Source organism: Rudaea sp. 3F27F6 (genome assembly GCF_005503555.1).
In the GTDB taxonomy this organism is placed as follows: domain Bacteria; phylum Pseudomonadota; class Gammaproteobacteria; order Xanthomonadales; family Rhodanobacteraceae; genus Rudaea.
On sequence record NZ_SCNG01000001.1, the window covers coordinates 849,452 to 872,803 of the forward strand.

General features: G+C 62.5%; 22 protein-coding genes. 11 read left to right on the forward strand and 11 right to left on the reverse strand.

All coding sequences use genetic code 11. From position 1 onward, the window contains the following. Positions 1-10: 10 nt before the first annotated feature. From FFS30_RS03575 to FFS30_RS03595, 5 genes are all read left to right on the forward strand, one after another. Entirely contained in the window at positions 11-1,426 is a 1,416-nt protein-coding gene (locus tag FFS30_RS03575) for a PLP-dependent aminotransferase family protein (protein WP_137911726.1), read from the forward strand. Positions 1,427-1,684: 258 nt separating this feature from the next. Next, positions 1,685-1,894: a twin transmembrane helix small protein gene (locus FFS30_RS03580; protein ID WP_137911727.1), complete on the forward strand. Its 210-nt coding sequence runs from the start codon at positions 1,685-1,687 to the stop codon at positions 1,892-1,894. Positions 1,895-1,920: 26 nt separating this feature from the next. After that, positions 1,921-2,628 carry a c-type cytochrome gene (locus FFS30_RS03585; RefSeq protein ID WP_137911728.1) on the forward strand — a complete coding sequence of 236 codons (708 nt, stop codon included), beginning with the start codon at positions 1,921-1,923 and terminating at the stop codon, positions 2,626-2,628. Then, positions 2,625-3,905: a cytochrome c gene (locus FFS30_RS03590; protein ID WP_137911729.1), complete on the forward strand. Its 1,281-nt coding sequence runs from the start codon at positions 2,625-2,627 to the stop codon at positions 3,903-3,905. Before FFS30_RS03585 ends, FFS30_RS03590 begins: the two co-directional genes overlap by 4 nt. Before the next feature lie 236 nt (positions 3,906-4,141). Continuing rightward, on the forward strand, positions 4,142-4,465 hold the full coding sequence (locus FFS30_RS03595; RefSeq protein ID WP_137911730.1) for a hypothetical protein: 324 nt from the start codon (positions 4,142-4,144) through the stop codon (positions 4,463-4,465). Positions 4,466-4,615: 150 nt separating this feature from the next. Here FFS30_RS03595 and FFS30_RS03600 read toward each other — a convergent pair whose 3' ends face one another. Next, on the reverse strand, positions 4,616-5,776 hold the full coding sequence (locus FFS30_RS03600) for a PilT/PilU family type 4a pilus ATPase (protein ID WP_137911731.1): 1,161 nt from the start codon (positions 5,774-5,776) through the stop codon (positions 4,616-4,618). Positions 5,777-5,953: 177 nt separating this feature from the next. Continuing rightward, the gene (locus tag FFS30_RS03605) at positions 5,954-6,991 is read right to left on the reverse strand and encodes a type IV pilus twitching motility protein PilT (protein WP_137911732.1); all 1,038 of its coding nucleotides are present in this window, start codon (positions 6,989-6,991) and stop codon (positions 5,954-5,956) included. A gap of 78 nt (positions 6,992-7,069) precedes the next feature. On the opposite strand from FFS30_RS03605, the gene FFS30_RS03610 reads away from it, so the two are divergent. From FFS30_RS03610 to FFS30_RS03635, 6 genes are all read left to right on the forward strand, one after another. Then, positions 7,070-7,741: a YggS family pyridoxal phosphate-dependent enzyme gene (locus tag FFS30_RS03610; protein WP_137911733.1), complete on the forward strand. Its 672-nt coding sequence runs from the start codon at positions 7,070-7,072 to the stop codon at positions 7,739-7,741. 224 nt (positions 7,742-7,965) lie between these two features. After that, on the forward strand, positions 7,966-8,430 hold the full coding sequence (locus FFS30_RS03615; RefSeq protein ID WP_171014392.1) for a YfiR family protein: 465 nt from the start codon (positions 7,966-7,968) through the stop codon (positions 8,428-8,430). Beyond that, a complete protein-coding gene (locus FFS30_RS03620) occupies positions 8,427-9,728 on the forward strand; it encodes a sensor domain-containing diguanylate cyclase (protein ID WP_137911735.1) in 1,302 nt (433 codons plus the stop codon). The genes FFS30_RS03615 and FFS30_RS03620 overlap by 4 nt, the downstream gene beginning before the upstream one ends. 40 nt (positions 9,729-9,768) lie before the next feature. Then, positions 9,769-10,311, forward strand: a complete 543-nt coding sequence (locus tag FFS30_RS03625) for an OmpA family protein (RefSeq protein WP_171014393.1) — start codon at positions 9,769-9,771, stop codon at positions 10,309-10,311. Beyond that, complete coding sequence (proC, locus tag FFS30_RS03630; protein ID WP_137911737.1) at positions 10,308-11,141, forward strand: pyrroline-5-carboxylate reductase; 834 nt, start codon at positions 10,308-10,310, stop codon at positions 11,139-11,141. The genes FFS30_RS03625 and proC overlap by 4 nt, the downstream gene beginning before the upstream one ends. Positions 11,142-11,301: 160 nt before the next feature. Further along, the gene (locus tag FFS30_RS03635; RefSeq protein ID WP_137911738.1) at positions 11,302-11,868 is read left to right on the forward strand and encodes a YggT family protein; all 567 of its coding nucleotides are present in this window, start codon (positions 11,302-11,304) and stop codon (positions 11,866-11,868) included. 54 nt (positions 11,869-11,922) lie between these two features. On the opposite strand, the gene FFS30_RS03640 is transcribed toward FFS30_RS03635, so the two are convergent. The 9 genes from FFS30_RS03640 to FFS30_RS03680 all read right to left on the reverse strand — a co-directional run bounded on the left by FFS30_RS03640 (position 11,923) and on the right by FFS30_RS03680 (position 23,243). After that, a complete protein-coding gene (locus FFS30_RS03640) occupies positions 11,923-12,303 on the reverse strand; it encodes a VOC family protein (protein ID WP_137911739.1) in 381 nt (126 codons plus the stop codon). A 37-nt stretch (positions 12,304-12,340) separates the two neighbouring features. Continuing rightward, complete coding sequence (locus FFS30_RS03645; protein ID WP_137911740.1) at positions 12,341-13,036, reverse strand: SRPBCC domain-containing protein; 696 nt, start codon at positions 13,034-13,036, stop codon at positions 12,341-12,343. A gap of 23 nt (positions 13,037-13,059) precedes the next feature. Then, a complete protein-coding gene (locus FFS30_RS03650) occupies positions 13,060-13,857 on the reverse strand; it encodes a cobalamin-binding protein (protein ID WP_137911741.1) in 798 nt (265 codons plus the stop codon). Positions 13,858-13,945: 88 nt separating this feature from the next. Next, positions 13,946-14,560, reverse strand: a complete 615-nt coding sequence (pdxH, locus tag FFS30_RS03655; RefSeq protein WP_137911742.1) for a pyridoxamine 5'-phosphate oxidase — start codon at positions 14,558-14,560, stop codon at positions 13,946-13,948. A gap of 64 nt (positions 14,561-14,624) precedes the next feature. After that, entirely contained in the window at positions 14,625-14,828 is a 204-nt protein-coding gene (locus FFS30_RS03660) for a dodecin family protein (RefSeq protein ID WP_137911743.1), read from the reverse strand. A 78-nt stretch (positions 14,829-14,906) separates the two neighbouring features. Then, positions 14,907-15,437, reverse strand: a complete 531-nt coding sequence (xrtH, locus tag FFS30_RS03665) for an exosortase H (protein ID WP_137911744.1) — start codon at positions 15,435-15,437, stop codon at positions 14,907-14,909. 539 nt (positions 15,438-15,976) lie between these two features. Continuing rightward, positions 15,977-16,384 (reverse strand): hypothetical protein, encoded by a 408-nt coding sequence (locus FFS30_RS24060; protein WP_212742389.1) that lies wholly within the window; start codon positions 16,382-16,384, stop codon positions 15,977-15,979. A gap of 16 nt (positions 16,385-16,400) precedes the next feature. After that, positions 16,401-21,236, reverse strand: a complete 4,836-nt coding sequence (locus FFS30_RS03675; RefSeq protein ID WP_137911746.1) for an RHS repeat-associated core domain-containing protein — start codon at positions 21,234-21,236, stop codon at positions 16,401-16,403. Between the two features lie 15 nt (positions 21,237-21,251). Continuing rightward, entirely contained in the window at positions 21,252-23,243 is a 1,992-nt protein-coding gene (locus tag FFS30_RS03680) for a hypothetical protein (protein ID WP_137911747.1), read from the reverse strand. Between the last annotated feature and the right edge of the window lie 109 nt (positions 23,244-23,352).

Sequence of the window (23,352 nt, forward strand, 5' to 3'; positions counted from 1 at the left end):
GGACCTCGCATTGAAACGCTACGAAGCGCTCGCCGACGAAATCGCCGCGGCCATCCTGGCCGGCACGCTGCGCGCGGGCGACCGCCTGCCGTCGGTGCGCGCAACGGCGGCCGGCCACGGCGTCAACGCCTCGACCGTATTCCAGGCCTACTATCTGCTCGAAGCGCGCGGCCTGATTCGCGCGCGGCCGCGCTCGGGCTATTTCGTTGCTGACGCGGCAACGGAGACACCGCGTGCACTCGACGCCGCATCGGCGCCGGACAGCGAATCAATCGCGGTCGACCTGCCCGAGCGCGTCTACGCGATCCTCGAAGCGACGACCAAGCGCGAAGTCGTGCCGTTCGGCTCGGCGTTCCCTTCACCGGAATTGTTCCCGCTGCAGCGCCTGGCGAAGACGCTCGCCGCGACGGTGCAGAAGCTCGATCCGCGCGTCAGTGTCGAGACCCTGATCCAGGGCAGCGCGCAGTTGCGCCGCCAGATCGCGCGGCGCTACGTCGCCGACGGTATCGCGATGCAGGCCGACGACCTCGTCGTCACCAACGGCGCGATGGAAGCGCTCAATCTCTGCCTGACCGCAGTGACCGAGCCGGGCGACGCGGTCGTGATCGAATCGCCGACGTTCTACGCCGCGCTGCAGGCGCTCGAACGCCACCGCCTGCGCGCAATCGAAGTGCCGACTCATCCGAACGAAGGCATCGAACTCGATGCGCTTGCCGACCTGCTCAAGCGCCGGCGTCCGCGCGCGCTGTGGCTGATGACGAATTTCCAGAACCCACTCGGCGGCACGATGAGCGAGGCGAAGAAGCGCGACCTCGTCGCCCTGCTCGCACGCCATGGCACGCCGCTGATCGAAGACGACGTCTACGGCGAACTCTATTTCGACGCGCAGCGGCCGAAGCCGGCGAAGGCGTTCGATAGCGAAGGCTGGGTACTGCATTGTTCTTCGTTCTCGAAATGCCTGGCGCCCGGCTACCGCGTCGGCTGGGCCGCGCCGGGGCGTTACGTGCGCGAGATCGCGCGGCTCAAGCTGTCTACGAGCCTGACCGCCTCGGTGCCCGCCGAAGCGGCACTTGCCGCATTTCTCGAACGCGGCGGCTACGACCGGCATCTGCGCGGCCTGCGTCGCGCGCTGGCGCGCCAGCAGCAGACGATGATCGCGGCGATCGCGCGGCACTTTCCCGCAGCGACGCGTATCACGCGTCCGCGCGGCGGCTATTTCCTCTGGGCCGAACTGCCGCGCGGCGTCGATGCGGTCGAGCTGCACCGGCGCGCACTCGCACGCAACATCTCGACCGCACCAGGACCGATCTTCTCCTCGCGTGGCGAGTACACGAATTTCCTGCGCCTCAACTACGGCTCACCGTGGGACGCACGGGCCGAAGAAGCGATGGCGATACTCGGCAAGCTGGTACGCAGCCTGCTCTGAACTGCGCGGGTGTTCGTCGTCGCTGCTGCAACGACCGGGATGCGGCTTCCGCTTCGATGCCATAGATATTGCAGCCCACGAGTCGCATTCGCGCCCCCACCGGAACGATGCGCGCATGGCACCTGCCTCGCGCCGCTGCGACAAAACGCCTCGCCGACGCCGCACTGATACGGTCTTTTCCGCCGCAACTGATCGGCCTGCACCAGCGTGGCGAGGGGTAAAATGCGGGGCGTCGAAAAGGCTTACAGGAAACGATCCATGTTCGGGAAAATCATCGTCATCGCAACGCTCGCCGCCATCCTCTACAACCTTGGCGCCGGCCTGTACTACATGATGATCGAGGACGGCGGCACCGGCCGCACGGTCGGCGCACTGACGCGGCGCATCGGTCTGTCGGTCGCACTGATCCTGTTCGTAATGCTGTGTATTGCGATGGGCTGGATCCAGCCGCACGGCGTGGGCCGCTGAGCAGTAGAGAGAAAGCGGAATCGACGATGCTGCATCGACTCGCCATTCTGGTCTTCGCCCTCGCCTTCGCGCCGTTCGCGCACGCCGACGACGGCGATTTCGGCGACCGCCTCGCCGCCTGCGCCGCTTGCCACGGCAAGCACGGCGAAGGCGTGCGCGGCTCGGAGTATTACCCGCATCTCGCCGGCAAACCCGCGGGCTATCTGTTCGAGCAGTTGAAAGGTTTTCGCGACGGCCGCCGCGTCAGCACGCAGATGGCTTGGTACGTGCGTTTTGCCGACGACGCGTTCCTGCAGCGCATCGCCGACTACTATGCGGCGCTGCCGCCGCGCACGCGCGGCGCCGATACCGGTGCGGCGCAGCTCACCGACGAGCGCCGCCGCGTTGCCCAGGGTCTCGTCGAACACGGCGATCCCGCGCACAAGGTGCCGGCCTGCAGCGCCTGCCACGGCGCCAATCTGGCCGGCCTCGAACCGGGCGTGCCGGCCCTGCTCGGCCTGCCGGTCGACTATGTCATCGCCCAATTCGGCGCATGGCGCGAGGGCATCCGCAACGGCGCGCCGCCCGACTGCATGCACGACGTCGCCGGCAAGATTGCGGCGGACGACATCCGCGCGATCGCGGTCTACCTTTCGCAGCAATCGAACGTCGACGGCCTGCGCCCCGCGCCGGCCGGCAGCTTCGTGCCGCCGCAGGCCTGCGGGTCGCTGCCGCATGCGGAGGCAGCGCAATGAAGATGCTGCGCATCGGCTTCTTGATCGCGATTCCGTTTCTGCTCGCCGCATTCGCGATCGGATTCTTTCTGTTCGAGCGCCAGGGCGGCCTCGCTCCGTACCGCATTCCAAAGGACAGCGGCCGCGTCGTGGCCGCCGATGCCGACACGCTCGCACGCGGCGAATACCTCGCGCGCATCGGCGACTGCATGGCCTGCCACACCGCGCCGGGCGGCGCGGCCTACGCGGGCGGCCGCGGCTTCGCGACCGGCTACGGCATGATCTATTCGTCGAACCTGACCAGCGACCGCGACCACGGTATCGGCGCGTGGTCGATCGACGAATTCGCGCACGCCCTGCGTCACGGAGTCAGCCGCAGCGGCCCGCTCTATCCGGTGTTTCCCTACGAGCATTTCGCGACGCTGAGCGACGCCGATATCGACGCGCTCTACGCCTATCTGCACAGTCTGCCGGCGAATGCGAACGTGCCGCCGGCGAACCGCCTCGATTTTCCGGCGAACCGGCGCGGCGCGCTCGTGCTCTGGCGCATGCTGCACTATCGCCCCGCGCCGCCTGCACCGGCCGGCGCGGATCGCGGCCGCTATCTCGTCGACGGCCTCGGTCATTGCGCGATGTGCCACAGCACACGCGAATCGAACGGCGCGCTCGCCGCCGACGGCTATCTCGCCGGCGGACGCATTCCGGGCAGCGGCTGGTATGCGCCGCCGCTCGACGCCAAGCAGTTGCAGCGCTACTCGGTCGAGCAGCTCGCCGGCTATTTGCGCTCGGGCGCGAGCGATCACGGCGCGGCATACGGGCCGATGGCCGAGGTCGCCTATCGCAGCCTGCAGTTCCTGCGCGAGGACGATGCACTGGCGATGGCGCGCTATCTCAAGGACGTGCCAGCGCACGCGCGCCGCGACGGCGAATTCACCCTGCTGCCCGAACCGCCGCGCCAGGCCGTGCTCGGCAACGGCGCCGATATCTACAAGCACGCCTGCGCCGACTGTCACGGCCGCGATGGCGAAGGCAAGAACGGGCAGTATCCGGCTCTGCGCGATGCGGTCGCGGCGACCGCACCGGACCCGATCAACGCCGTGCGCATGATCCTCTACGGCGGCTTCCCGGCGACGACGGCCGGCAATCCGCTGCCGCACTCGATGCCGCCGTTCGTGCAGCAGCTCAGCTCCGCCGAGATCGCCGCGGTGACGAACTATGTGCGCGAAACCTTCGGCAGCCAGCGCTCGCAATTGACCGCGGCCGACGTGGAGGCGATGCACGGCATCGTGCTCGATTGAGAATCCGTGCGTTCTCGAAGCGACTGCGCTCGACGTTTCGCATCCGTACCGAGCCCGGCCCGCGAAGGCAAGATGCTCGCGCGAACCATCGCGCGGCGATTGGCTCGAAGAGTGAGCCGCAGAAGCAGCGGATGGTCGTCGCATGCTCGTTTGCATGCACCGCCTCGCGCGCTCCGCGCACACGCGAACTGTCTTCGCTCGCTGCGTATTGAGGACAGGTTTTAGAGGAGCCGCCTATGCCCGCGACCATCCAGATCGATCTTGCCTTCATCCTGTTTTTGCCGGCGTTCTGTATCGTCGGCGCGCTTTACTGCCTGTATCCGCGCGCGCCGCGCGGCGCCCTGCGCTGGTTGGCCGACCTTGGCGTGCTCGCCATCGCCGCGCTCGCGAGCATCGTCGCGATGCGCTGGGGTTTCCGCGCGGCAACCGGCGTCGGCGGCGCGCTGTGGAAACAGGTGCTCGCCACCCTGCTCGCTTTCGGATTCTTCTTCGCCGTGGTCGGCGTGGCCGCACTGTTGCGATCGCGATGGTTTCGTCGCCTAAAGCAACGGACTGCTTAGTTCGCGGAAATATTCTTTACGCAGGGGTCGATTTATCGAGCCCTGCCTTAGCGGTCCCGGGCATCGAGACTCGGTCGCAGCGAATCGCATCCCTACGGCCTCTGCCGATAGAAAGCCGAGTCGTGCTAACTGCGATCGAATCCGAGCACTCTAAACGCGGAACGAGAATCCGCCGCGCTTTGCCTCGTCCTCGACCAGCTCGACATCGCCAAGCTCCTGCGCGAGCGTCGTCGCGTCGCCGCCTTGGGCGAGCTTGATCTTCAGGCGCACTTCGTTGGCCGAGTCGGCGTAGCGCAAAGCATCTTCGTAAGAAATTTCGCCGGCGTGGAACAGGGCGACGAGGCTCTGGTCGAACGTGCACATGCCGAGATTGGTCGAATCGCGCATCACGTCCTTGAGCTTGTGCACCTCGCCCTTGCGGATGTAGTCCGAGATCAACGGCGTACCGAGCATGACTTCGATCGCGACGCGGCGGCCCTTACCGTCTGGTGTCGGGATGAGCTGCTGCGCGACCACGCCCTTGAGGTTGAGCGAGAGGTCCATGAACAACTGCGCGCGGCGGTCGTCGGGGAAGAAGTTGATGATGCGGTCCATCGCCTGGTTCGCGTTGTTCGCGTGCAGGGTGCACAGACACAAATGGCCGGTTTCGGCGAAGGCAATCGCGTGTTCCATCGTCTCGCGCGTGCGCACCTCGCCGATCATGATCACGTCGGGCGCCTGGCGCAGCGTGTTCTTGAGTGCGTTCTCCCACGAATCCGTGTCGATACCGATTTCGCGCTGGGTGACGATGCAGCCGGCGTGATTGTGCATGTACTCGATCGGGTCTTCGATCGTGATGATGTGGCCGGTCGAATTTTGGTTGCGATAGCCGATCATCGCCGCAAGCGAGGTCGATTTGCCGGTGCCGGTCGCGCCGACGAAGATGACGATGCCGCGCTTGGTCATCGCGAGCTGCTTGATGACCGGCGGCAGGTTCAGCTCGTCCGTGGTCGGAATCTTGCCTTCGATCCGGCGCAGTACCATGCCGACGTTGCTGCGCTGATAGAAAGCGCTGACGCGGAAGCGGCCGACGCCGGCGAGCGATATGGCGAACTGGCACTCGTGGGTCTTCTCGAATTCCTCGCGCTGCGACGGCGTCATCACGCTGAGTACCAGATCGCGCGCCTGCTGCGGGGTCAGCGCTTCTTTGGTCACTGGCGCGATGCGCCCGGCGATCTTGATCGACGGCGGCAGGCTGGCCGTGATGAACAGGTCCGAAGCCCGCTTATGCACCATCAGCTTGAGGTAGGAATTGAAATCGGCTGGATTCATGACTGCGATCCGGAAATCGGGAATCGGGAAGAACTCACATCGCCGTTATTCCCGCGAACGCGGGAATCCAGCTTTGCCTGTCTTACTCTGAAAAAGCGTTGAAAGAAAGAACCTGATTACCGCCGAAACGATGCGCGAAAAGCTCGCCCACCGATCTCCTCTCCATCGACTCTCGGCTTAGCGGAATACTTCCTTGCTCTTCGCATAAATCGACGCTTCCTGACGCGAAACCTGGCCGCGCTTGACCATGTCGAGCAGGCATTGGTCGAGCGTCTGCATGCCGAACTGGCTGCCGGTCTGGATCGTCGAGTACATCTGCGCGACTTTGTCTTCGCGGATCAGGTTGCGGATCGCCGGGATGCCGACCATGATCTCGTGCGCGGCGACGCGGCCGCCGCCGACCTTCTTCAGCAACGACTGCGAGATGACCGCGCGCAGCGACTCCGACAACATCGAGCGCACCATCGGCTTCTCGCCGGCCGGGAACACGTCGATGATACGGTCGATCGTTTTCGCCGCGCTCGAAGTATGCAGGGTGCCGAACACGAGATGGCCGGTTTCCGCCGCGGTCAATGCGAGGCGGATCGTTTCCAGGTCGCGCAACTCGCCGACGAGAATGTAGTCGGGGTCTTCGCGCAACGCCGAGCGCAGCGCCTCGTTGAAGCCGTGCGTGTCGCGGTGCACTTCGCGCTGGTTGATCAGACACTTCTGCGCAGTGTGGACGAATTCGATCGGGTCCTCGACGGTGAGGATATGGCCGTATTCGTTTTTGTTGATGTGGTCGACCATCGCCGCGAGCGTCGTCGACTTGCCCGAACCGGTCGGGCCGGTGACGAGGATCAGGCCCTGCGGCTGGTTGATCAGTTCTTTGAAGATCTTCGGCGCGGCGAGATCGTCGAGAGTGAGCACTTCGGACGGAATCGTACGGAACACCGCGCCCGCGCCGCGATTCTGGTTGAACGCGTTGACGCGGAAGCGCGCCATGCCGGCGATCTCGAACGAGAAGTCGATTTCGAGGAATTCTTCATAGTCGCGGCGCTGCTTGTCCGACATGATGTCGTAGACGAGCGCATGGACCTGCTTGTGTTCGAGCGCCGGCATATTGATCCGGCGCACGTCGCCGTCGACGCGGATCATCGGCGGCAGCCCTGCGGACAGATGCAGGTCGGACGCTTTGTTTTTGATCGAGAACGCCAACAGTTCCGCTATATCCACGCCATGCCCCTCGTCGCTTGCCGGATTGCCGCGGCGAAGTATAACGTGGGGAACAGACTACCGATGTGTATGGGATTCATGGATTCAAAGGCCAATTACCACGCTCTCTGCGAGCGCATTGCCGCCGCCGCGCAGCGCGCCGGCCGCGAGGTGAAGCTGCTCGCGGTCAGCAAGACCCAACCTGCCGCCGCATTGCGCGGCCTCGCCGCGCTCGGCCAGCGCGCTTTCGGCGAAAACTATGTGCAGGAGGCGCTCGCCAAGCAGAGCGACCTCGCCGATCTCGATCTCGAATGGCATGCGATCGGTCCGCTGCAGTCGAACAAGGCGCGCGAAGTCGCGGCGCATTTCGATTGGCTGCAGAGTCTCGACCGGATCAAGCTCGTCGCCGCACTCGACCGGTCGCGTCCGGCCGCACTGCCGCCGCTGCAGGTACTGATCCAGGTCAACGTCGACGACGAGGCGAGCAAGTCAGGCTGTGCGCCCGACGAGATCGGCGCACTCGCCGAGGCAGTGGACGCTGCGCCGCGCCTCACCCTGCGGGGCCTGATGGCGATCCCGGCGCCCGATCCCGATCTACGCCGACGCGAGGCCGCGTTCGCGCGCATGCGCGCCTTGTTCGAAGATCTGCGCCGGACGCAGCCGCAGGCCGATACCCTGTCGATGGGCATGTCCGATGACTTCGAGGCCGCAATCGCCCACGGCGCGACTCTGGTCCGCGTCGGTTCGGCCTTGTTCGGCCCGCGCGGGTAAACTCATTTGGTATACTGCATCACAGTTTCATGGGGCAAAAAGCACAACCGGCCGCCTTGCCGGCAGAGTTGCCGCAGGCAGACACCGGGCGTACCTTGTATTTCACGATGAAACGCGTGCTTTCACTTCGCGCAAGCCTCATCCGGGCCGCGTCATGGATCGTGGCCGCTTGGTCGTGCCTGGCATTCGCCGCGCCCGCGCAAGAACCCGCTCAGATAGACGGCTTGAGCAGTTCGGCGGAATACATCGCCGGTTTCGTCCGCTACATACACTGGCAGGACGAAGAGCGCCTTCAGGCCTGGAATGTCTGCATCGTCGGCAGCCTGCCGGCCGAGCAGGACCGCGCCTATGCCGACCGCCTCGTCCGCGGCAAGCCGTTCAAGGTGCATCGCCTCGATGCGGAAGATCCCCTCGGCGAATGTCAGGTGCTCGACCTGACCGCAGTCGACGCCGGCACGGCGCGCAAACTGCTCGCACGCGCGCGCCACCTGCCTATTCTCGCGGTCGGCTCGGGCGGCGCGTTCTGCTCGGCGGGCGGGCAGATTTGCCTGCACCTCGCCGACAGTCCGACCAACGATCGGCAGAAGTTCGAGGTCAATATTTCGGCGATGCGCGAAGCCGCTCTCGGCGTCAGCGCGCGCCTGCTCACGCTCGGCACTTCGCGCACCGCGAGCAAGGACACGCCATGACCCGGGCGAGGCGCGCGCGCAAGCACCCCCCGGCGAAGGCATCGGCCGCGCACATCGCGCGCGCGCTGCTGTCGATCTCGGCGCTCGCGATCATGATCGTCGGCACCGGCGCGTTCCTGCTCAGTTATTACTTTCTGCACGAACAAACCGCGCGCCACCTGCACACGCTGATCAGCTTCGCCGCGAGCGAGAGCCGCAGCGCGATCGAATTCCGCGACACGAAGACCGCCTCGGAAATCCTGCAGTCGATCCCGCAGGCCGAAGGCATCACCTTCGCCCAGATCCGCGACGCCTCCGACATCGTGCTCGCGAGCATCGACGCGCGCGCCGACAGCGGCATCGGCCGCCTCGCCGACTGGATCGGCAACGAGCGCGTGAGCCAGGACGTCGTCGTCGAAGGCCGGCGCATCGGCAGCGTCGTGCTCGAAGGCGGCAGCGAACCGATGCTGCGCACCCTGACGGGGCTGCTCGTCTGGTTCGTCTTCGGCATGCTGCTCGTCGCCGTCTGTGCGCTGGCGCTCGCACGTTCCTACACGCAGCGCTTCACCCAGCCGATCTGGCAGCTGCGCAACGTCATCAAGCAGCTTATCGAGAACCGCAACTTCAACCAGCGCGCGCCGGCGTCGTCGCTCGCCGAAGTCGAAGACCTGCGCCGCGAGTTCAATGTGCTGCTCGACGAAATCCGCATGCGCGACCATCTGCTCACGCAGAGCAACGCCGCTTTGCGCCGCGTCGCCTATGTCGACGCGCTGACCGGCCTGCCGAACCGCGCGATGTTCGAGCCGGCCCTGCAGAAGACCATCGACGCCTGCAAGCGCAGCCGCACGCGCGCCGCGTTGTTCTATCTCGACATCGATGCGTTCAAATCGATCAACGACAACCTCGGCCACACTGTCGGCGACGAACTGCTCAGCCAGATCGCCGCACGCCTGCGCACGTGGAGACCGCACGAGACGACGGCGACGCGCATCGGCGGCGACGAGTTCGTCGTCCTGCTGTCGCCGCTGGCCGAGAAGGCCGATCTGCAGGACATTCTGAGCCAGTTGCACGCGCAACTCGAAACACCGATCGAGCACGGTAAAATCGTGATCCACCCGAGCACGAGCATCGGCGCCGCGGTCTATCCCGATGTGGCGCGCGACACGGAAGAACTCGTACGTTTCGCCGATCATGCGATGTATGCGGCGAAAAGCCAGCGCTACCGCGAAGGACTGGTGACGCACTGGCAGACCTCGCCGACGATCGGCGAAGAACCGGCGAATTCCGACTGGATCGATGCGAATCCGGCCGCGATGTAACCCTTACCCGAATACCCCCATGCGATTTAAGGAAGCAGTCATGCAAGCAAGTCCCGTCCGCGTGTCGTTGCGCCGACAACCCCGTTTCCTCACCCTGCTCGCAGCCCTGATTGCTGCGTTCGTGCTGCTCGCCGGCTGTGCCTCGGCGCCGCCGAAGCCGACGCTGGCGCAGCGCCAGGCCGAAACGCTCGGCAAACTCGGCTTCAAGAAAGTCGAGGACGGCTGGCTGCTGATCTTGCCCGAGCGCATTTCGTTCGAGTTCGACAAGGACAATCTCAAACCCGAGTTCCGTAAGACGATCACCGATTTCGCCCAGCAGTTGCTCGCCGTCGACATCCGCCAACTGCGCGTCGAGGGCCACACCGACAACATGGGGGCCCGCGATTACAACCTCGCCCTGTCGCAGCGCCGCGCCGACATCGTCGCCGACGCCTTCGTCGCTGACGGCTTCGCGGCGAAGGACGTCGAGCGCAAGGGCCTCGGCTTCGACCGCCCGGCCGCCGACAACAAGACGCCGGAAGGCCGCGCGCAGAACCGACGCGTGGAGATCATCATCACGTCCAGCTCGTTGGCCGCGCCATGACGCCCGCCACCGAACCGCGCGTCGCCTTCGTCGGCGGCGGCAACATGGCGCGCAGCCTGATCGGCGGCCTCGTACGCGCCGGTGCTGCCGCATCGCATATCACCGTGGCCGAGCCGAATGCGGATCTGCGCGATGCGCTCGCACGCGACTTCGGCGTCGCCGTATACGACAACGCGGCCGACGCGGCACGCGGCGCCGATGCGGTCGTACTTGCAGTCAAGCCACAGGTCATGAAAACGGTTTGCACGTCGCTGAGCACGGTCGCGCAGGAGCGCAAGCCGTTGATCGTGTCGATCGCGGCCGGCATCCGCATCGAGCAGATCGACGCGTGGCTCGGCGGCGGTTTCGCCGTCGTGCGCACTATGCCGAATACGCCGGCGCTGATCGGTGCGGGCGCGAGCGGCTTGGTCGCCAATGCGCACGTCGACGAAAACAAGCGCAAGCTCGCGCAAAACATTCTCGACGCCGCCGGCCTCGCCGTGTGGATCGCCGACGAATCGCTCATGGACACGGTCACCGCGCTGTCGGGCTCGGGGCCGGCCTACTTTTTCCTTCTCGTGGAAGCGCTCGAAGACGCCGCCGTCGCCCAGGGCCTGCCGCGCGACACCGCACGCGCGCTCGCGACCCAGACCTGCCTCGGCGCCGGGCGCATGCTGCGCGAGGACGGCGAAGCGCCCGCGCTGCTGCGCCAGCGCGTCACCTCACCGAACGGCACGACACAGGCGGCGGTCGAGAGTTTCGAGGCCAGCGGCTTGCGCGAAATCGTGACGCGCGCCGTACACGCGGCGACGCGACGCGGCGAGGAGTTGTCCGCCCAACTCGGCGGGTAAAAAGGCAAAGCCGGCGCACCCGATCTTGCCTGGATCGGACGCGCCGTGCGCCATCGACACGCAGATCGGTTTCGCCGCCGGCGTGTAAACTCTATTGCCCGCGTACCGGCCCGCAATCGCAGAGGCACGGCGCCGCAAACTCCAGAAAGATTCCGAACCCATGCCTTACCTAGCCAACGCCGCGGTCTTCCTGATCCAGACCTTTTTCGATTTGCTGATCGGCATATTCCTGATCCGCACGATGCTGATTGCGGTCAACGCGTCGTTCTACGATCCGATCTGCCAGTTCGTCTACAAGGTGACCAACCCGGTCATCACGCCGATCCGGCGCTTTTTTCCGCGTGCAGGGAAAATCGACACCGCCTCGGTCGCCGTCGCCTTCGTGTTGGCTTTAGTCGAACTGGCCCTGCTCGCCGGCGTCGTCGGCTCGGGCTTCAGCCTGTCCGGCTGGCTGGTCGGCGCGGTGGTCACCGTGCTCAGCATCGCCGTCTGGATCGCGTTCTGGGCGCTGCTGATCCGCGCCGTGCTGAGCTTCTTCACGAATGAGCGGCATAACCCGAACGCGCAGGTGCTGGTGCAGATCACCGAGCCCGTCGTGCGGCCGTTCCGCCGCTTTGTGCCGCCGGTCGGCGGCATGGATTTTTCGTTCCTGATTGCGTCGGTCGCGCTCATTCTCGTGCGCCTGCTCGTGATCGCACCGCTGGCCGATCTCGCGGCGCGGCTGTAACAGACCCCGGGCGGCGTTAGGCCGCCGTCGCCTGCGCCGCAGTTTGCGCTGCCGTTAGCCGACCTGGGTGCCGACCCACCAGGTCGTGCCGCCGGCGTCGCGGAAACCGCCGCGCTTGTCGGCATCGCCCTTCTGCATCGGTTCCTGCACCGAAGTCGCGCCGGCCGCGATCGCCTTGGCGAACGTGCGATCGACGTCGGCGACGTAGACGTGCACGTTCGCCGGAATCGCCGGCCAGCCTTCAACCGCGTCGCAGAGCATCAGCACCGTGTCGTCGATGCGCACTTCGCCGTGCGCGATCTTGCCATCGTCGCTGCGAAGCATGCGCAGCGGTTCGGCGGCGAAGACTTCGACGAGAAAATCGATCGTGCCCTGCGCGCCGTTCACGATCAGATACGGCGCGAGCGAAGTGTAGTTGTCGGGTTTGAACGCCATGAAATCCTCCGGAAAGCGAACTGGGTGCCGCTGCGGCTCAGCGCGCCGGTGCGGCGAACCCGCCGATGTAACCGCGCAGCCGCTCGATCTGATGCCCAAGCACCGCATCGACGTCGCCGCGCACCGCTTCGAGGCCGCCCGGAAAGTAGCCGTCGGCGAGATAGCTCATGGCGACTTCGCTGCCGTTACCGTCGCGCTTGATCGTCCAGGTCATCACCGCGTTCACCGCGCCCGACTGCAGCGGGCCGAGGCCGCCGGAAAGACGCAGCATGCGCCCCGGCATCGCCGCCAGCACGGTCATATGCTGCACGCTACCGCCGTCGGCGAGCTGCTCGCACCAACAGCCGCCGGCGCGTGCGTCGAGGCTCAGGTTCGACGCGTTGCCCGAATAGGTGTGGCTCGAATCCCACCAGCGCGCCGGGCCGGTGATCGCCGCATAGACTTTGTCCGGCGTGGCGGGCGTCTTGAACGCGTAGCGCAGTTCGATGTGATGATCCGCTGCTTTGCCTGCGGCGGCAGCCGCGCTCGTCGCGGGAGCGGCAGCCGTCATCGCTGGCGGCGCGGGTTCCGGCTTCGGCGGTGCACTTGGCGGCGGCGTAGGCTTTCCCGCGGGCGCGGCCGGCTGGGCGGCGTCCGCCTCCTTGTCGCCGCGGCCGATCAGCGGAATATGCGAGCAGGCCGCGGACGCAAGCGTCAGCACGAGGAGCAACGAGGCATTCGTATACTTTTTCATTTTTATTCCCGAGGCGTGGACGACTACAGACGAGACTTCTCGGCCCAACGGACGACGATGCGATGCAAGGCATCGAGTCCGTCGAACAGCGCAGCCGGACCGGGCTGCAGAATGATCGGGGATTTTACCTCGTGCAACTCGCCGTCGCGCACGGCGGGAATGCGATCCCAGCCCGGGCGCGCGGCGACTTTTTCCGGGCGGAAACGTTTACCGCACCAGGAGCCCATGATGATGTCGGGCGCACGCCGGACCACTTCGGCCGGGTCGGCAAGAATGCGGTCACGCGCGAGCGATTTCTCCGCGAGCTCCGGAAAAACATCGTCGCCGCCCGCGATGCGCACGAGCTCGGCGACCCAGCGAATGCCGGAAATCAGCGGCTCGTCCCATTCCTCGAAGTAGACGCGCGGGCGCTGCGGCAGACGCGAGGCCGCGTCCTGCACCGCGGCGATTTTGCGCTCCGCCTCGCACGCCAGCGCATCGGCCTTGGCCGCCGCACCGACCAGGGCGCCGAGCCGACGCACGTAGTCGAGAATGCCGGCGACCGAACGGTGGTTGCTGATCCAGACCTCGACGCCGGCCGCAATAAGCTCACGCGCGATGTCGGCCTGGATGTCGGAAAAACCGATCACGAGATCGGGTTCAAGCTTGAGGATCTCGCCGGTCTTCGCGCTCGTGAATGCGGAAACCTTGGGCTTTTCCTTGCGCGCGCGCGCCGGGCGCACGGTGAAACCCGAGATGCCGACGATGCGGTCCTGCTCGCCGATGGCGTAGAGGACCTCGGTCGGCTCCTCGGTCAAACAGACGATACGTTGCGGACCCATGCGTCGCAAACCGATGAATGACGATCGGGAATCGGAACGACGATGCGGCGGCGATGTTCCGTTGAGCCCGGATCGGCCGCCGCCATCGTCACGGATAGAGCAGTTGCTTGGTCCAGCCGTCGGCACCGGCTTCGTAGCGCACGCGATCGTGCAGGCGCGCGCGCTGACCGAACCACAGCTCGATCACGTCGGGCTTAAGCCGGTAACCGCCCCAGAACGGTGGCCGCGGTACTTCCACACCTGCGTAACGCTGCTCGGTCTCGGCAACGCGCGCATCGAGCTCGGCGCGGTCGGCCAGCGTCTGCGACTGCTTCGACGCCCAGGCGCCGATGCGGCTCGCGCGCGGGCGCGAGGCGAAGTAGGCATCGGCCTCGCCTGCATCGGCCTTCTCGACCGTACCTTCGACGCGCACCTGGACGACGTGGCGCAGGTTTTTCCACAGGAAACACAGCGCCGCGTTCGCATGCGCGGCGAGCTGCTGCGCCTTCGCGCTTTCGTAATTGGTGTAAAACACGAAACCGCGCTCGTCCACCGCTTTGAGCAGGACAATGCGCGCCGAAATGCGTCCGCTGGCGTCGGACGTGGCCAATGTCATCGCGGTCGGTTCGGGTTCGCCGGCGGTGTTTGCCTCGTCGAGCAGATCGCGGAACTGGGCGACCGCTTCGAGATAGATCGGATCGGAATCGTTGTGCGTTGCGCTCATGCGCGGATGCTAGCACGCCGCGCGATCGGCTCGCCGCTTGCGCGGCGAGCCGTGCCGACGCAGATCAATCCAACACGAAATTGACGCGCATGTTCACGCGCCACTCGCTGACCTTGCCGGCATCGTCGGTCACCACCTTGATGTCGTTGATCCAGGCGCCGCGGATATTGTTGATCGTCTTCGCCGCGCGTTTCAGGCCGTCCTTCACCGCATCCTCGATGCCTTTCGACGAGGACGAACTGATCTCGATCACCTTCGCTACCGTCATGATCCCAGCCTCCATAGTGGATGCGCGCGGCAACGCGCCGTGCGTCGACCGAGTCTAGTGCGCGAGGCGGGTGAAGGCTTATGCGGTTGCAGCAACCGGCGGCGTGGGCGGCGGGGCGCGCGGCGGGGCCGGATTGCGCGGCAGCCAGCGCAGCCAGACCAGCCAGAACACGAGCGCATCGAGAATGATCAGCGCCTGCCACAGGTACAGATGGAACCAGTCGAACCAGACCCGGTTCCACAGCAGCAGGTAGTACAGGCTGATGATGCGCACCAGATTGAGCGCCTGGATCGCGAGGAAGCCGATGCCGATGCCGGCGAGCTTGTGCTTCCACGGCGCCGGAAACGCGAGCACGGCCGAGACCAGGATCAACACCGCCTCGACGCCGTTGCAGCCCGCGACGATCTCGATGCCCGGCCCATCGATCCCTTTGCGGATGCTGTTGAGCTGCGCGACGACACTGCCGTCGAAGATCTGCATGATCCACACCGCGACATGGGCCAGCGAACCCGTGAACGGAATGATCACGTGCTGCTGCACGGGCTGGAGCAGCTCGATCGTAAACAGCGCGATCAAGGTGCCGAGGAAGATGAGGATGAAGCGGACCATGGGGCTATTTTACGCGATTTGGCGAGCAGGGCGCATTCATAGAAAAACTTCGAGCCTTTGTCAGTGCACAGCACTTGCGACCAACCGCACTGAATGCACAACTGTTCGACCATGCGCACCAGCCGCAATGAGATGATCTAGTTGCCAATTTCGATGTTTAGGGGGCTTCCTGTTTGAAGTCGTCGATCGCGCTGAGCATGCACAGATTCCTCGTGTAGATAGACGCGGCCGCCATAAAGTCGCCCGATCACACTACACCCAGCAGTTGCAGTATGCGCAACGTGACACGCTCACATTGGACAAAGCCCCGGCGTCTCGAAGCCGCGGATTAAATTGCACGACATTCCAGTAGCCGCCCTCAAATTTAGCACCGGCAACTCGCTGACCAGACAACCTTGCGAGACCCATCTCGCAATGACAATGGACCCCACATTAATAATTCCCCAATTACTACGCGGAAGCCATCCAGACGCCCCACCAGACTCATCAATTTAATAGCCAAACCAAAACGCCAACCTCAATTTTCAAACCAGAATTTATCAATATCCGAGCCGGCTCTGCTCCGCCCATCGACGCAGACTGTCAAACCCAATAAAGAGAACATTCACGCTTATTTTTCTGCCCCCAGAAAACATCAACTCCATTGAGAACGGCCTTGCGTTGTTTGGAGCATATCTAATTCCAACCAATTCGCCCCTGTAGAAATAATTATTCCCCAGCAATCCAAAAAAATATCTTTTCTCCAAAACATCATTCCTCAACCTATAACTCGAACTAAATCCCCACGCAGAAATAATAGAAAAAGTCAAAATTATTACATCGATAACTATACGCTTCACTTCTATCAACTGGCAGCAGAAAAAAAAATTTTTCCACAGTAAAAATCCACCCAACGAAAATCCCACTACGGAAAGCATAAACCCGTAAATTGAACGAATATTCTTCATATACGCAGTCATATTTCTACTGACAACGGCAAGGCGGGCTATCCCCATTCATTGTGCTCGACGTATTAAAAGCATTATTAATCCCGGTTCCAGCACTCGCCCCCGCGACATTACCAATAAAATCGCCAAGCTCTTGGCTACCCGCCGCATATATCCCCCAGTCACTCGTTAGAATGCTGCCAACGTTACCCCCGACCCAAGAGCCAATTCCGCCAGCAGTGGCACCGATGCCGATATCCACGTAGGGGTTGGGCGAAACCATCACGCCATCTTGGCGATTTAGGTATGTCGTGACCGCACCGCCAGCCGCACCACCAAGAATCGGCTGACCGGCCACGGTCGCAATGCCAGTTACGGCTCCGCCTGCGAAACCATTCTCAAACCCTTTCCAAAAGCTGCATCCCAATGAGAAGTAGTTCAATCCATTGACTACTCCACCGAACAGGCCTCCTACGACAGCAGCTCCTGCGTATTGCCATACTCGACCCGATGGATCGGAGTACGACATTGGATTTCCGTTCACATAAGCGTACGCATTCAGCCCTCCCACAAGCCCAATCGGATCTTCCGAAAAGAACCGCTGCCAACCGTGAGAATAATATCTTGCGCGATAGTAATAGAGCCCATTGCCATCATTCTCACGCCCGGCGTATTGATACGGATTGGCGCTTGATCCAGATGCAGCTACTTTGCCGTAAGGCTCGTATGCATACGTTTGCACAACGTTGGCGCTGGCATCGGTCAGCGCAACGGTGCTTCCCAGCGCATCAGTTAGGAAATAGCGCCGGCCCGCCGCCTCGCTGCGCGCGTAGCGCTCATCAATGCCCAAACCATTTAGGATGCTACTGATAGCGCCGCCCTGGGTTTCCTGTACCGGATTGGCGCCGTCGTACAAAAATGTCGTCGTCGTTCCAAAGATTGTCTTGCTCGTACGGCGCCCAAACACGTCGTAGCTGAAAGAATGAACGACCGAACCGTTCTGGCTCACGGCGGACAGACGATGTCTAGCATCGAATATGTACGTAACCGGGATGGAGACCTGAGTCATGTCACCGTTGGCGTCATAACTGAAACTGTAGCCGCTGCCTTGCGTCAGACGGTTATTGGCGTCGAACTGACTGTTGCTGGCTGTCGTGCCGGTCAACGGATCGGACGCGAATCCGCCAGTTTTTCTGATGCGTTGCCCTGCGGCATCGTAGGCATAGGCGATAGACGATAGTACGGCATTACCGGAGGTGCGATACACGATATTGGTGAGCTGATTCGCATTGTCGTAGGTGTAGTTCGTTACAACACCATTCGGCAGCGTCACGCTCGTGCGTCGATTGGCAGCGTCGTAACCTATCGACACGGTTTCACTGCCTTGGCTGACTTGGGTCAATCTGTTCGCTGCGTCGTAGGAGTAGCTAACCTGCGCCTGGCTCGCCGCAGTCATCGTTGACCTACGGCCTGCGGCATCATAGGTATAACTAACCGTACCTTGCGGCGTCTGCTCTTGCGTGAGGCGATCGAACTGATCGTAGCTACGTGTGATCGTGCCGGACACCGAGTCGACGGCTTGAGTAAGGCGATTTCCGTTGTCGTAATACAGTGAGGTGGTATTGCCGTCGGCATAAGTCACTTTACTGACGCGATCTAGGGCATCGTACGAATAGGTGGTCTTCTGGCTTTTGCGATCCGTATACGTCGAAAGGTTGCTGCTACCGTCGTACGTCCAGGACTCGGACTGGTTTAGGGCATCGCGCCGTTGCGTCGTGCGATCACGGTTGTCGTAGGAGAAATTCTGCGTGCTGACTGCCCCACTGATATTCGTGAAATTGCCGTTGTTGTCATAACCGTAGCTATAGGACAAGTTCTTGGGATCCTGCGCACCTGTGATCCGATCATTGCTATCCGGTTGAATAGTGGACGTCCGTCCCAGCGGGTCTTGAACCGCCGTGAGCCGGCCCAGTGCATCGGTGGTATAGGTGATCAGCTGATTGAGGGGACTGTTCACAGCACTGAGATCTTTGCCTGAATACGCCAGCGTGGTGGTATGGCCCAACGGGTCGGTGACAGCGGTAGGCTGTCCGGACCCATTGCAAACGAACCTCGTGATGTTGTTCAACGCATTCGTAACTGATGTAAGGCAACCTGCCGTATAACCGAATTGGGTGACGTGCCCCAGAGGATCAGTGATCGAGGCGATTTGGTTATAGTCCGAGGTGTAGGTATAGGTAACGATCGCTGCATTCGCCGTGCCTGCTAGCGCCGTAATGCTGGCCACGTTGCCGAGCGTATCGTACGCATATGTCGTCACACGTCCGAGCGGGTCAGTTTGCGATGAGACCAAACCCGAAGCGGCCCGACTATAACTGGTGGTTTGCGCGAGAGACGTCCCATAACCTCGGGTAACAGCCAAGGGATAGCCACTCACGGAGTCGAACGTGTAGTAGTCGCTGTTGCCGTTCGGCTTGGTCACCTGCGTGGCCGTGACGTTGTTGCCCGAGGTCGTATACGAGAAACCGTATGAGGTTCCGTCCGCCAGCGTCTGTCGCGAGACTCGCCGCCAACTTATGCCATTGCAAGGACCAAACGCCGGGCAGTTCTGGCTGTAATAGTCGTTGGTCAGGTACGTATTCCCCTTTCGATCCTGCATGGTTGTCCTGAGCGTGCAGCTGAACCCGCTGCAATTTCTATAAGTATACTTTTCCGTCGTATTGTCAGGATATGTCACCGTACCCAGAGCCGTGGTTCCGGTAGACGTGCCGTCGAACATCGTTGCGTTGTAGGTGTATTTGACCACTCGCCCGGTGTTGTCTGTGGCAGTCGCAATGCGATTGCTGGTGTCGTAGGAAAAGGCCAACGTGCGGCCGCTCGGAGAAGTGATTTGGTTGATCAGCCCCGCGTTGTAGCTGTACTGGGTTTGATTGCCGAAGCGATCTTTGGTCCATTGGAGCCTGTTGGGTGCGTGTGCCTCGAATGCATACTGAAATCCGCTGCGTAGCGTCACCAGCCAATATCCGAGGAACTGCAATTTGGCTCCGTAGTAGCCAGTGGCGCTCTTCGTATGAGTCCAAACCGTACCACTGAACGGATACGTCGCTGTCCCTGCAGTCAAGTCGAAGGCGATGCCCTGGCCGCAATCCAAAACGAGTTGAGGCTGGGTGTAACTGCCATCGCTGCTGTAGAGATGCATGCCGAAGTTTGAACTGCTACCGACACCAAAGGCGTGCGAAACGGTATCTGCGGAATTGAAGGACCGCTTCAGCACCAGCGGCACGACGTCGTTTATGACCAAGTCGGCCCATTCGTGATAGAAAATGCCGGTTTGCAGATCAATCGGATCCGCCGCGCAGGCGCCACCTGGGCGATTCGCAGTAGGTGGCTCACTGTTGCCCAGAGACGCGCCCGCTCCTACAGTCCACACCAACGATACGCCCGGATCAGGGGCAAGATGTTTGGCATCGTCGGTGACGTGACCTCCACCGTACATTTTCCATCCGGCCTGAACGTCGTAAACCCAGAAATTGCCCTGCGTGCGCGGCGCCGCCTTGCCGTAGTTCGGATACACGACACGAATGCCTTGCCCCGCCTGCGCAGTCAGCCCCTGAATGACTGCATCGCTTGGCTGGACCGTGAAGTACATCGGAAAATTATCAGGCAGCGGGAACGGAGCCCGATCCACCGGCGTCGGCACGATCGCGATCTTGGTCAGCACCTTGCCTTCTCGATCGCGCAATACCGTGCCGGGCGGAATATGAACCTCCAGTCCCGGCATATCGGGATGCGTTACGACTACTTCCTGTGTAGTCGGTGCCGGCAGAGTCACTTCGTCTCGCGGAAGTACCCGCGGTAAATACATCACGAACGGCATATGGTTGATCGCCTTCGCGCCGACATCCGCCCCGACCACGAAACGTCCGTACTGCTTTTGATCTTTTCCGGCACTGCGGCCATCGACGAACACTTCCTGCCGGCCTGCAGGCACGTCCTTGAGGACAAAGACGCCGTTGATGTCGGTTCGTACTTTGCGAGCGCCGATGCTGACCTCGACATTCGCAACCGGTTTTTCGTCGATCTGGCGGATTTGCCCTATCAGCGCTGTCGTGCCTGCTGGCAAAGCGCTTTCCATCGCCGAGGTATCCGGCAAGGTCGAACGCGCCTGGTAAAGACGCCAGTGCCCTCCCGTTGCATCGGGTATGTTGTCGTTGCCAGGATACCAGGCACCGTCGCGAATAAAGCTGTGTTCGCGACAGAGTTCGTCCGTCGCTCCCGGACAACCCTTGCCATCACCTGTCATCACGACGAGCGGCGGCTGGCCGGAGGATGCCCGCTGATCTGGAACCGTGCGACGGTTGCCGTCGCCGGCCAGCATCACGCTCGTGGCGGGACTGGCCTGGGTTGCAAAACCGGCAATCGTATCCGACAAAGGCGTTCCGTCCGCCGCGTGCAGACCTTTGACGAACAGCGTGTAACGCGAGCCCGGGTAGAGATCATCGGGCACTTGCACGAATGCCAGGCGCCCTTCGTTCGTCGCCATCACTTTCGCAGTTACAGGGCCCGTTGGCCCAATCAAAGTAACGGCATCGGTGTTCAGTTCGCGCACGTTAACCGGCTTGGCGAAGCGCAGCACTAGGGGGCCGTGCAAGGAGGCAGCAAGACTGCGGTCAGCCGGAAAGGTCGCAATCGCCTGCGCCGCATATTCGGCCGCGAGCTGCGGTTTCATACCCATTTTCGAAACGCGTGGGTCAAAATACGTGGCAGCGGCAAGTACTTTGCCCGACGCATTCACGCCGCCCTCGATGCGCACCGTTCCATCCGCCTGCAAAATCGCGCTACCGGCCAAACGAATGTCGGACCCGCCCTTCACTGCAGCGGCTTTATGTCATGCAGGCTGCCACAACGCCGACGTACCGATCGGCGCGCCATCAGCGCCCCATCCTCCAGACAGGAGAATCTGACCGTCAGTCAGCACGGTCAGAGTATGACCTGCGCGAGCCTGCATGCCGAGTTCACCTGTCGGAGTAAACAGTTGGCTGGCCGGATCGAACCATTCGCCCGTAGGAATGACCTTGCCACGAGTATCGACGCCGCCCCAGAGCAGCACCTGCCCACCGGGCATGGCCGTTGCCGATGCATAGCGCCGCGGCTCGGGGAGCGAGAGATTTTGTCGCTTAATCCCGTCGATCAAATAGGCCAGACCCTGCGCGCCGTGAATCTCCAGCGTGCGTCCATCCGCCAATAAGACGCGCTGAACTTCCGCCGAAGGAGGCAAGGAGAAAGCCATGCGCTCGGCGCGATTTTGAGCCGGTATGGCGACCGGTTTTTTCTGTGCAGATGGCAATCCGACATTGCTCGCCGTCGCCGAATTCTTGCCAGGAATCGTTTTCGCCCCAACGGCCGCATTACCGCCACTTTTCTTTCCGGGCACCGTCGCAGCGATTAGACGCTCGGCGGTAGAGAACAGGCTGCGTACAGGTCGCGCCAGACTCGAGGTAAAAACACCCGTGACGGTCACGGCATAAAGATTGCCGTGATTGTCGTAACTGTATTGGCGCGCGTCCGTCGCATTGCTGGCCGCAATGAGTTGGCCGTTGTTGTCGTACATGTAATTCATGACATTGGACGACGTCGGCGGAGCGCTGGGCAACCACCCGACCACGTCGGCAATCAGGTGCGTCGAGCCGTTGCTGTTGTACAAGGAAACCTGTCCGTTGGCCCCGACTTGCGCAATCACCAGACTCGGAATGACATTTCCCGCGTTGAAATTGATGTCCATCGCTTGCGGTGGACCGGAAGTCGTCCCCGTTCCCCAGGCGACCACATAACCGGCTGCAGTGGGAACCACGGCCGTTACGTTGAGTGCTACCGCTCCGACACCCGAACCGGGCACGCCGCCTCGACCTGCAACCGTCAGATTAAGCGTGCCGCCACTACCGACCGCTCCCTGGCCGACAAATTGGCCGTCAATCGTGGCCGTGCCCGGACGCGTATCCAATAACCTCGCCGGAACCAGTGGAACCAAGGTCGACGAGGACGAGAAAAATCCAACGACATCGACGATTAGATCGGTCGAACCCACGTTGTTATAGAGCGAAATCGCGCCCCCGGATCCGGGCGCCACGACCACAAGATTGGGAATCGTCTGACCGGCGATCAAATTGAGATTGGACGCATTGGGACGAGCGTTGCCGGAGGGCCATGCGGTAATGAACGTCGAACCAGTCGGGCCGGTCCCCGTGACGTTCACCACGACCGCGCGGACCCCACTTCCGGGGACTCCGCCACGCCCCAGAACCGGCAGATTCAAGGTGCCGCCGGCGGCCACCGCGCCGCCGCCGGCGTACTGGCCATCCACCGTCGCCATTCCGGCTCGAGTATCGAGCAGGCGCGCCGGAGTCAACGGTGTCAGATCGGAATTCGACGGAAAATATCCCGCAACATCGGCGACCACATTCGCCGAACCACCGCCGGCATAGACATAAATCGACACTTGGCCATTGGTTCCGACCTTGGCTATCACCTGGTTGGAAATGCTAAGTCCGGCGACGAAATTGAGATTGGAAGCATTAGGCAGGGGCGAGCCCGCGGGCCATGCTGTGAGAAAGCCCGCACCGGCCGGATTCGTCACCGTGATGTTCAATGCGACGGCGCTAACCCCGCTGGACGGAATTCCGGCACGCCCAAGCACCGTGAGATTTGTGGTCGACCAACTGGCAACCGGACCGGAACCCGCAAATTGACCGTCTACCGTCGTGTTGCCGGGGCGTGTGTCCAGAAGGCGTACGGGCACCATCGGAGCGTAAGTCTGTGCTGAAACCAGACTCGCAAACAGCAACCCAACAAAAAACACCACACACCTGATCAGCTTGCCCATCTTTGCCTCCGGCGAAGATACTGCGGTTGACGTGCGATTGATTTTTATTTCAAGGCTGGACCCGACGAAGCCCGAATGAAATTTGAACTGTATTGATAGCTCGCTGTAT

What these genes read in the sequence shown, in the direction of transcription:
- FFS30_RS03580 (WP_137911727.1), top strand. Translation starts at nt 1,685, where the DNA reads ATGTTCGGGAAAATCATCGTCATCGCAACGCTCGCCGCCATCCTCTAC.
- FFS30_RS03585 (WP_137911728.1), top strand. Translation starts at nt 1,921, where the DNA reads ATGCTGCATCGACTCGCCATTCTGGTCTTCGCCCTCGCCTTCGCGCCG.
- FFS30_RS03590 (WP_137911729.1), top strand. Translation starts at nt 2,625, where the DNA reads ATGAAGATGCTGCGCATCGGCTTCTTGATCGCGATTCCGTTTCTGCTC.
- FFS30_RS03595 (WP_137911730.1), top strand. Translation starts at nt 4,142, where the DNA reads ATGCCCGCGACCATCCAGATCGATCTTGCCTTCATCCTGTTTTTGCCG.
- FFS30_RS03600 (WP_137911731.1), bottom strand. Translation starts at nt 5,776, where the DNA reads ATGAATCCAGCCGATTTCAATTCCTACCTCAAGCTGATGGTGCATAAG.
- FFS30_RS03610 (WP_137911733.1), top strand. Translation starts at nt 7,070, where the DNA reads ATGGATTCAAAGGCCAATTACCACGCTCTCTGCGAGCGCATTGCCGCC.
- FFS30_RS03620 (WP_137911735.1), top strand. Translation starts at nt 8,427, where the DNA reads ATGACCCGGGCGAGGCGCGCGCGCAAGCACCCCCCGGCGAAGGCATCG.
- FFS30_RS03625 (WP_171014393.1), top strand. Translation starts at nt 9,769, where the DNA reads ATGCAAGCAAGTCCCGTCCGCGTGTCGTTGCGCCGACAACCCCGTTTC.
- proC (WP_137911737.1), top strand. Translation starts at nt 10,308, where the DNA reads ATGACGCCCGCCACCGAACCGCGCGTCGCCTTCGTCGGCGGCGGCAAC.
- FFS30_RS03635 (WP_137911738.1), top strand. Translation starts at nt 11,302, where the DNA reads ATGCCTTACCTAGCCAACGCCGCGGTCTTCCTGATCCAGACCTTTTTC.
- FFS30_RS03640 (WP_137911739.1), bottom strand. Translation starts at nt 12,303, where the DNA reads ATGGCGTTCAAACCCGACAACTACACTTCGCTCGCGCCGTATCTGATC.
- FFS30_RS03645 (WP_137911740.1), bottom strand. Translation starts at nt 13,036, where the DNA reads ATGAAAAAGTATACGAATGCCTCGTTGCTCCTCGTGCTGACGCTTGCG.
- FFS30_RS03650 (WP_137911741.1), bottom strand. Translation starts at nt 13,857, where the DNA reads ATGGGTCCGCAACGTATCGTCTGTTTGACCGAGGAGCCGACCGAGGTC.
- pdxH (WP_137911742.1), bottom strand. Translation starts at nt 14,560, where the DNA reads ATGAGCGCAACGCACAACGATTCCGATCCGATCTATCTCGAAGCGGTC.
- FFS30_RS03660 (WP_137911743.1), bottom strand. Translation starts at nt 14,828, where the DNA reads ATGACGGTAGCGAAGGTGATCGAGATCAGTTCGTCCTCGTCGAAAGGC.
- xrtH (WP_137911744.1), bottom strand. Translation starts at nt 15,437, where the DNA reads ATGGTCCGCTTCATCCTCATCTTCCTCGGCACCTTGATCGCGCTGTTT.
- FFS30_RS24060 (WP_212742389.1), bottom strand. Translation starts at nt 16,384, where the DNA reads ATGAAGAATATTCGTTCAATTTACGGGTTTATGCTTTCCGTAGTGGGA.
- FFS30_RS03680 (WP_137911747.1), bottom strand. Translation starts at nt 23,243, where the DNA reads ATGGGCAAGCTGATCAGGTGTGTGGTGTTTTTTGTTGGGTTGCTGTTT.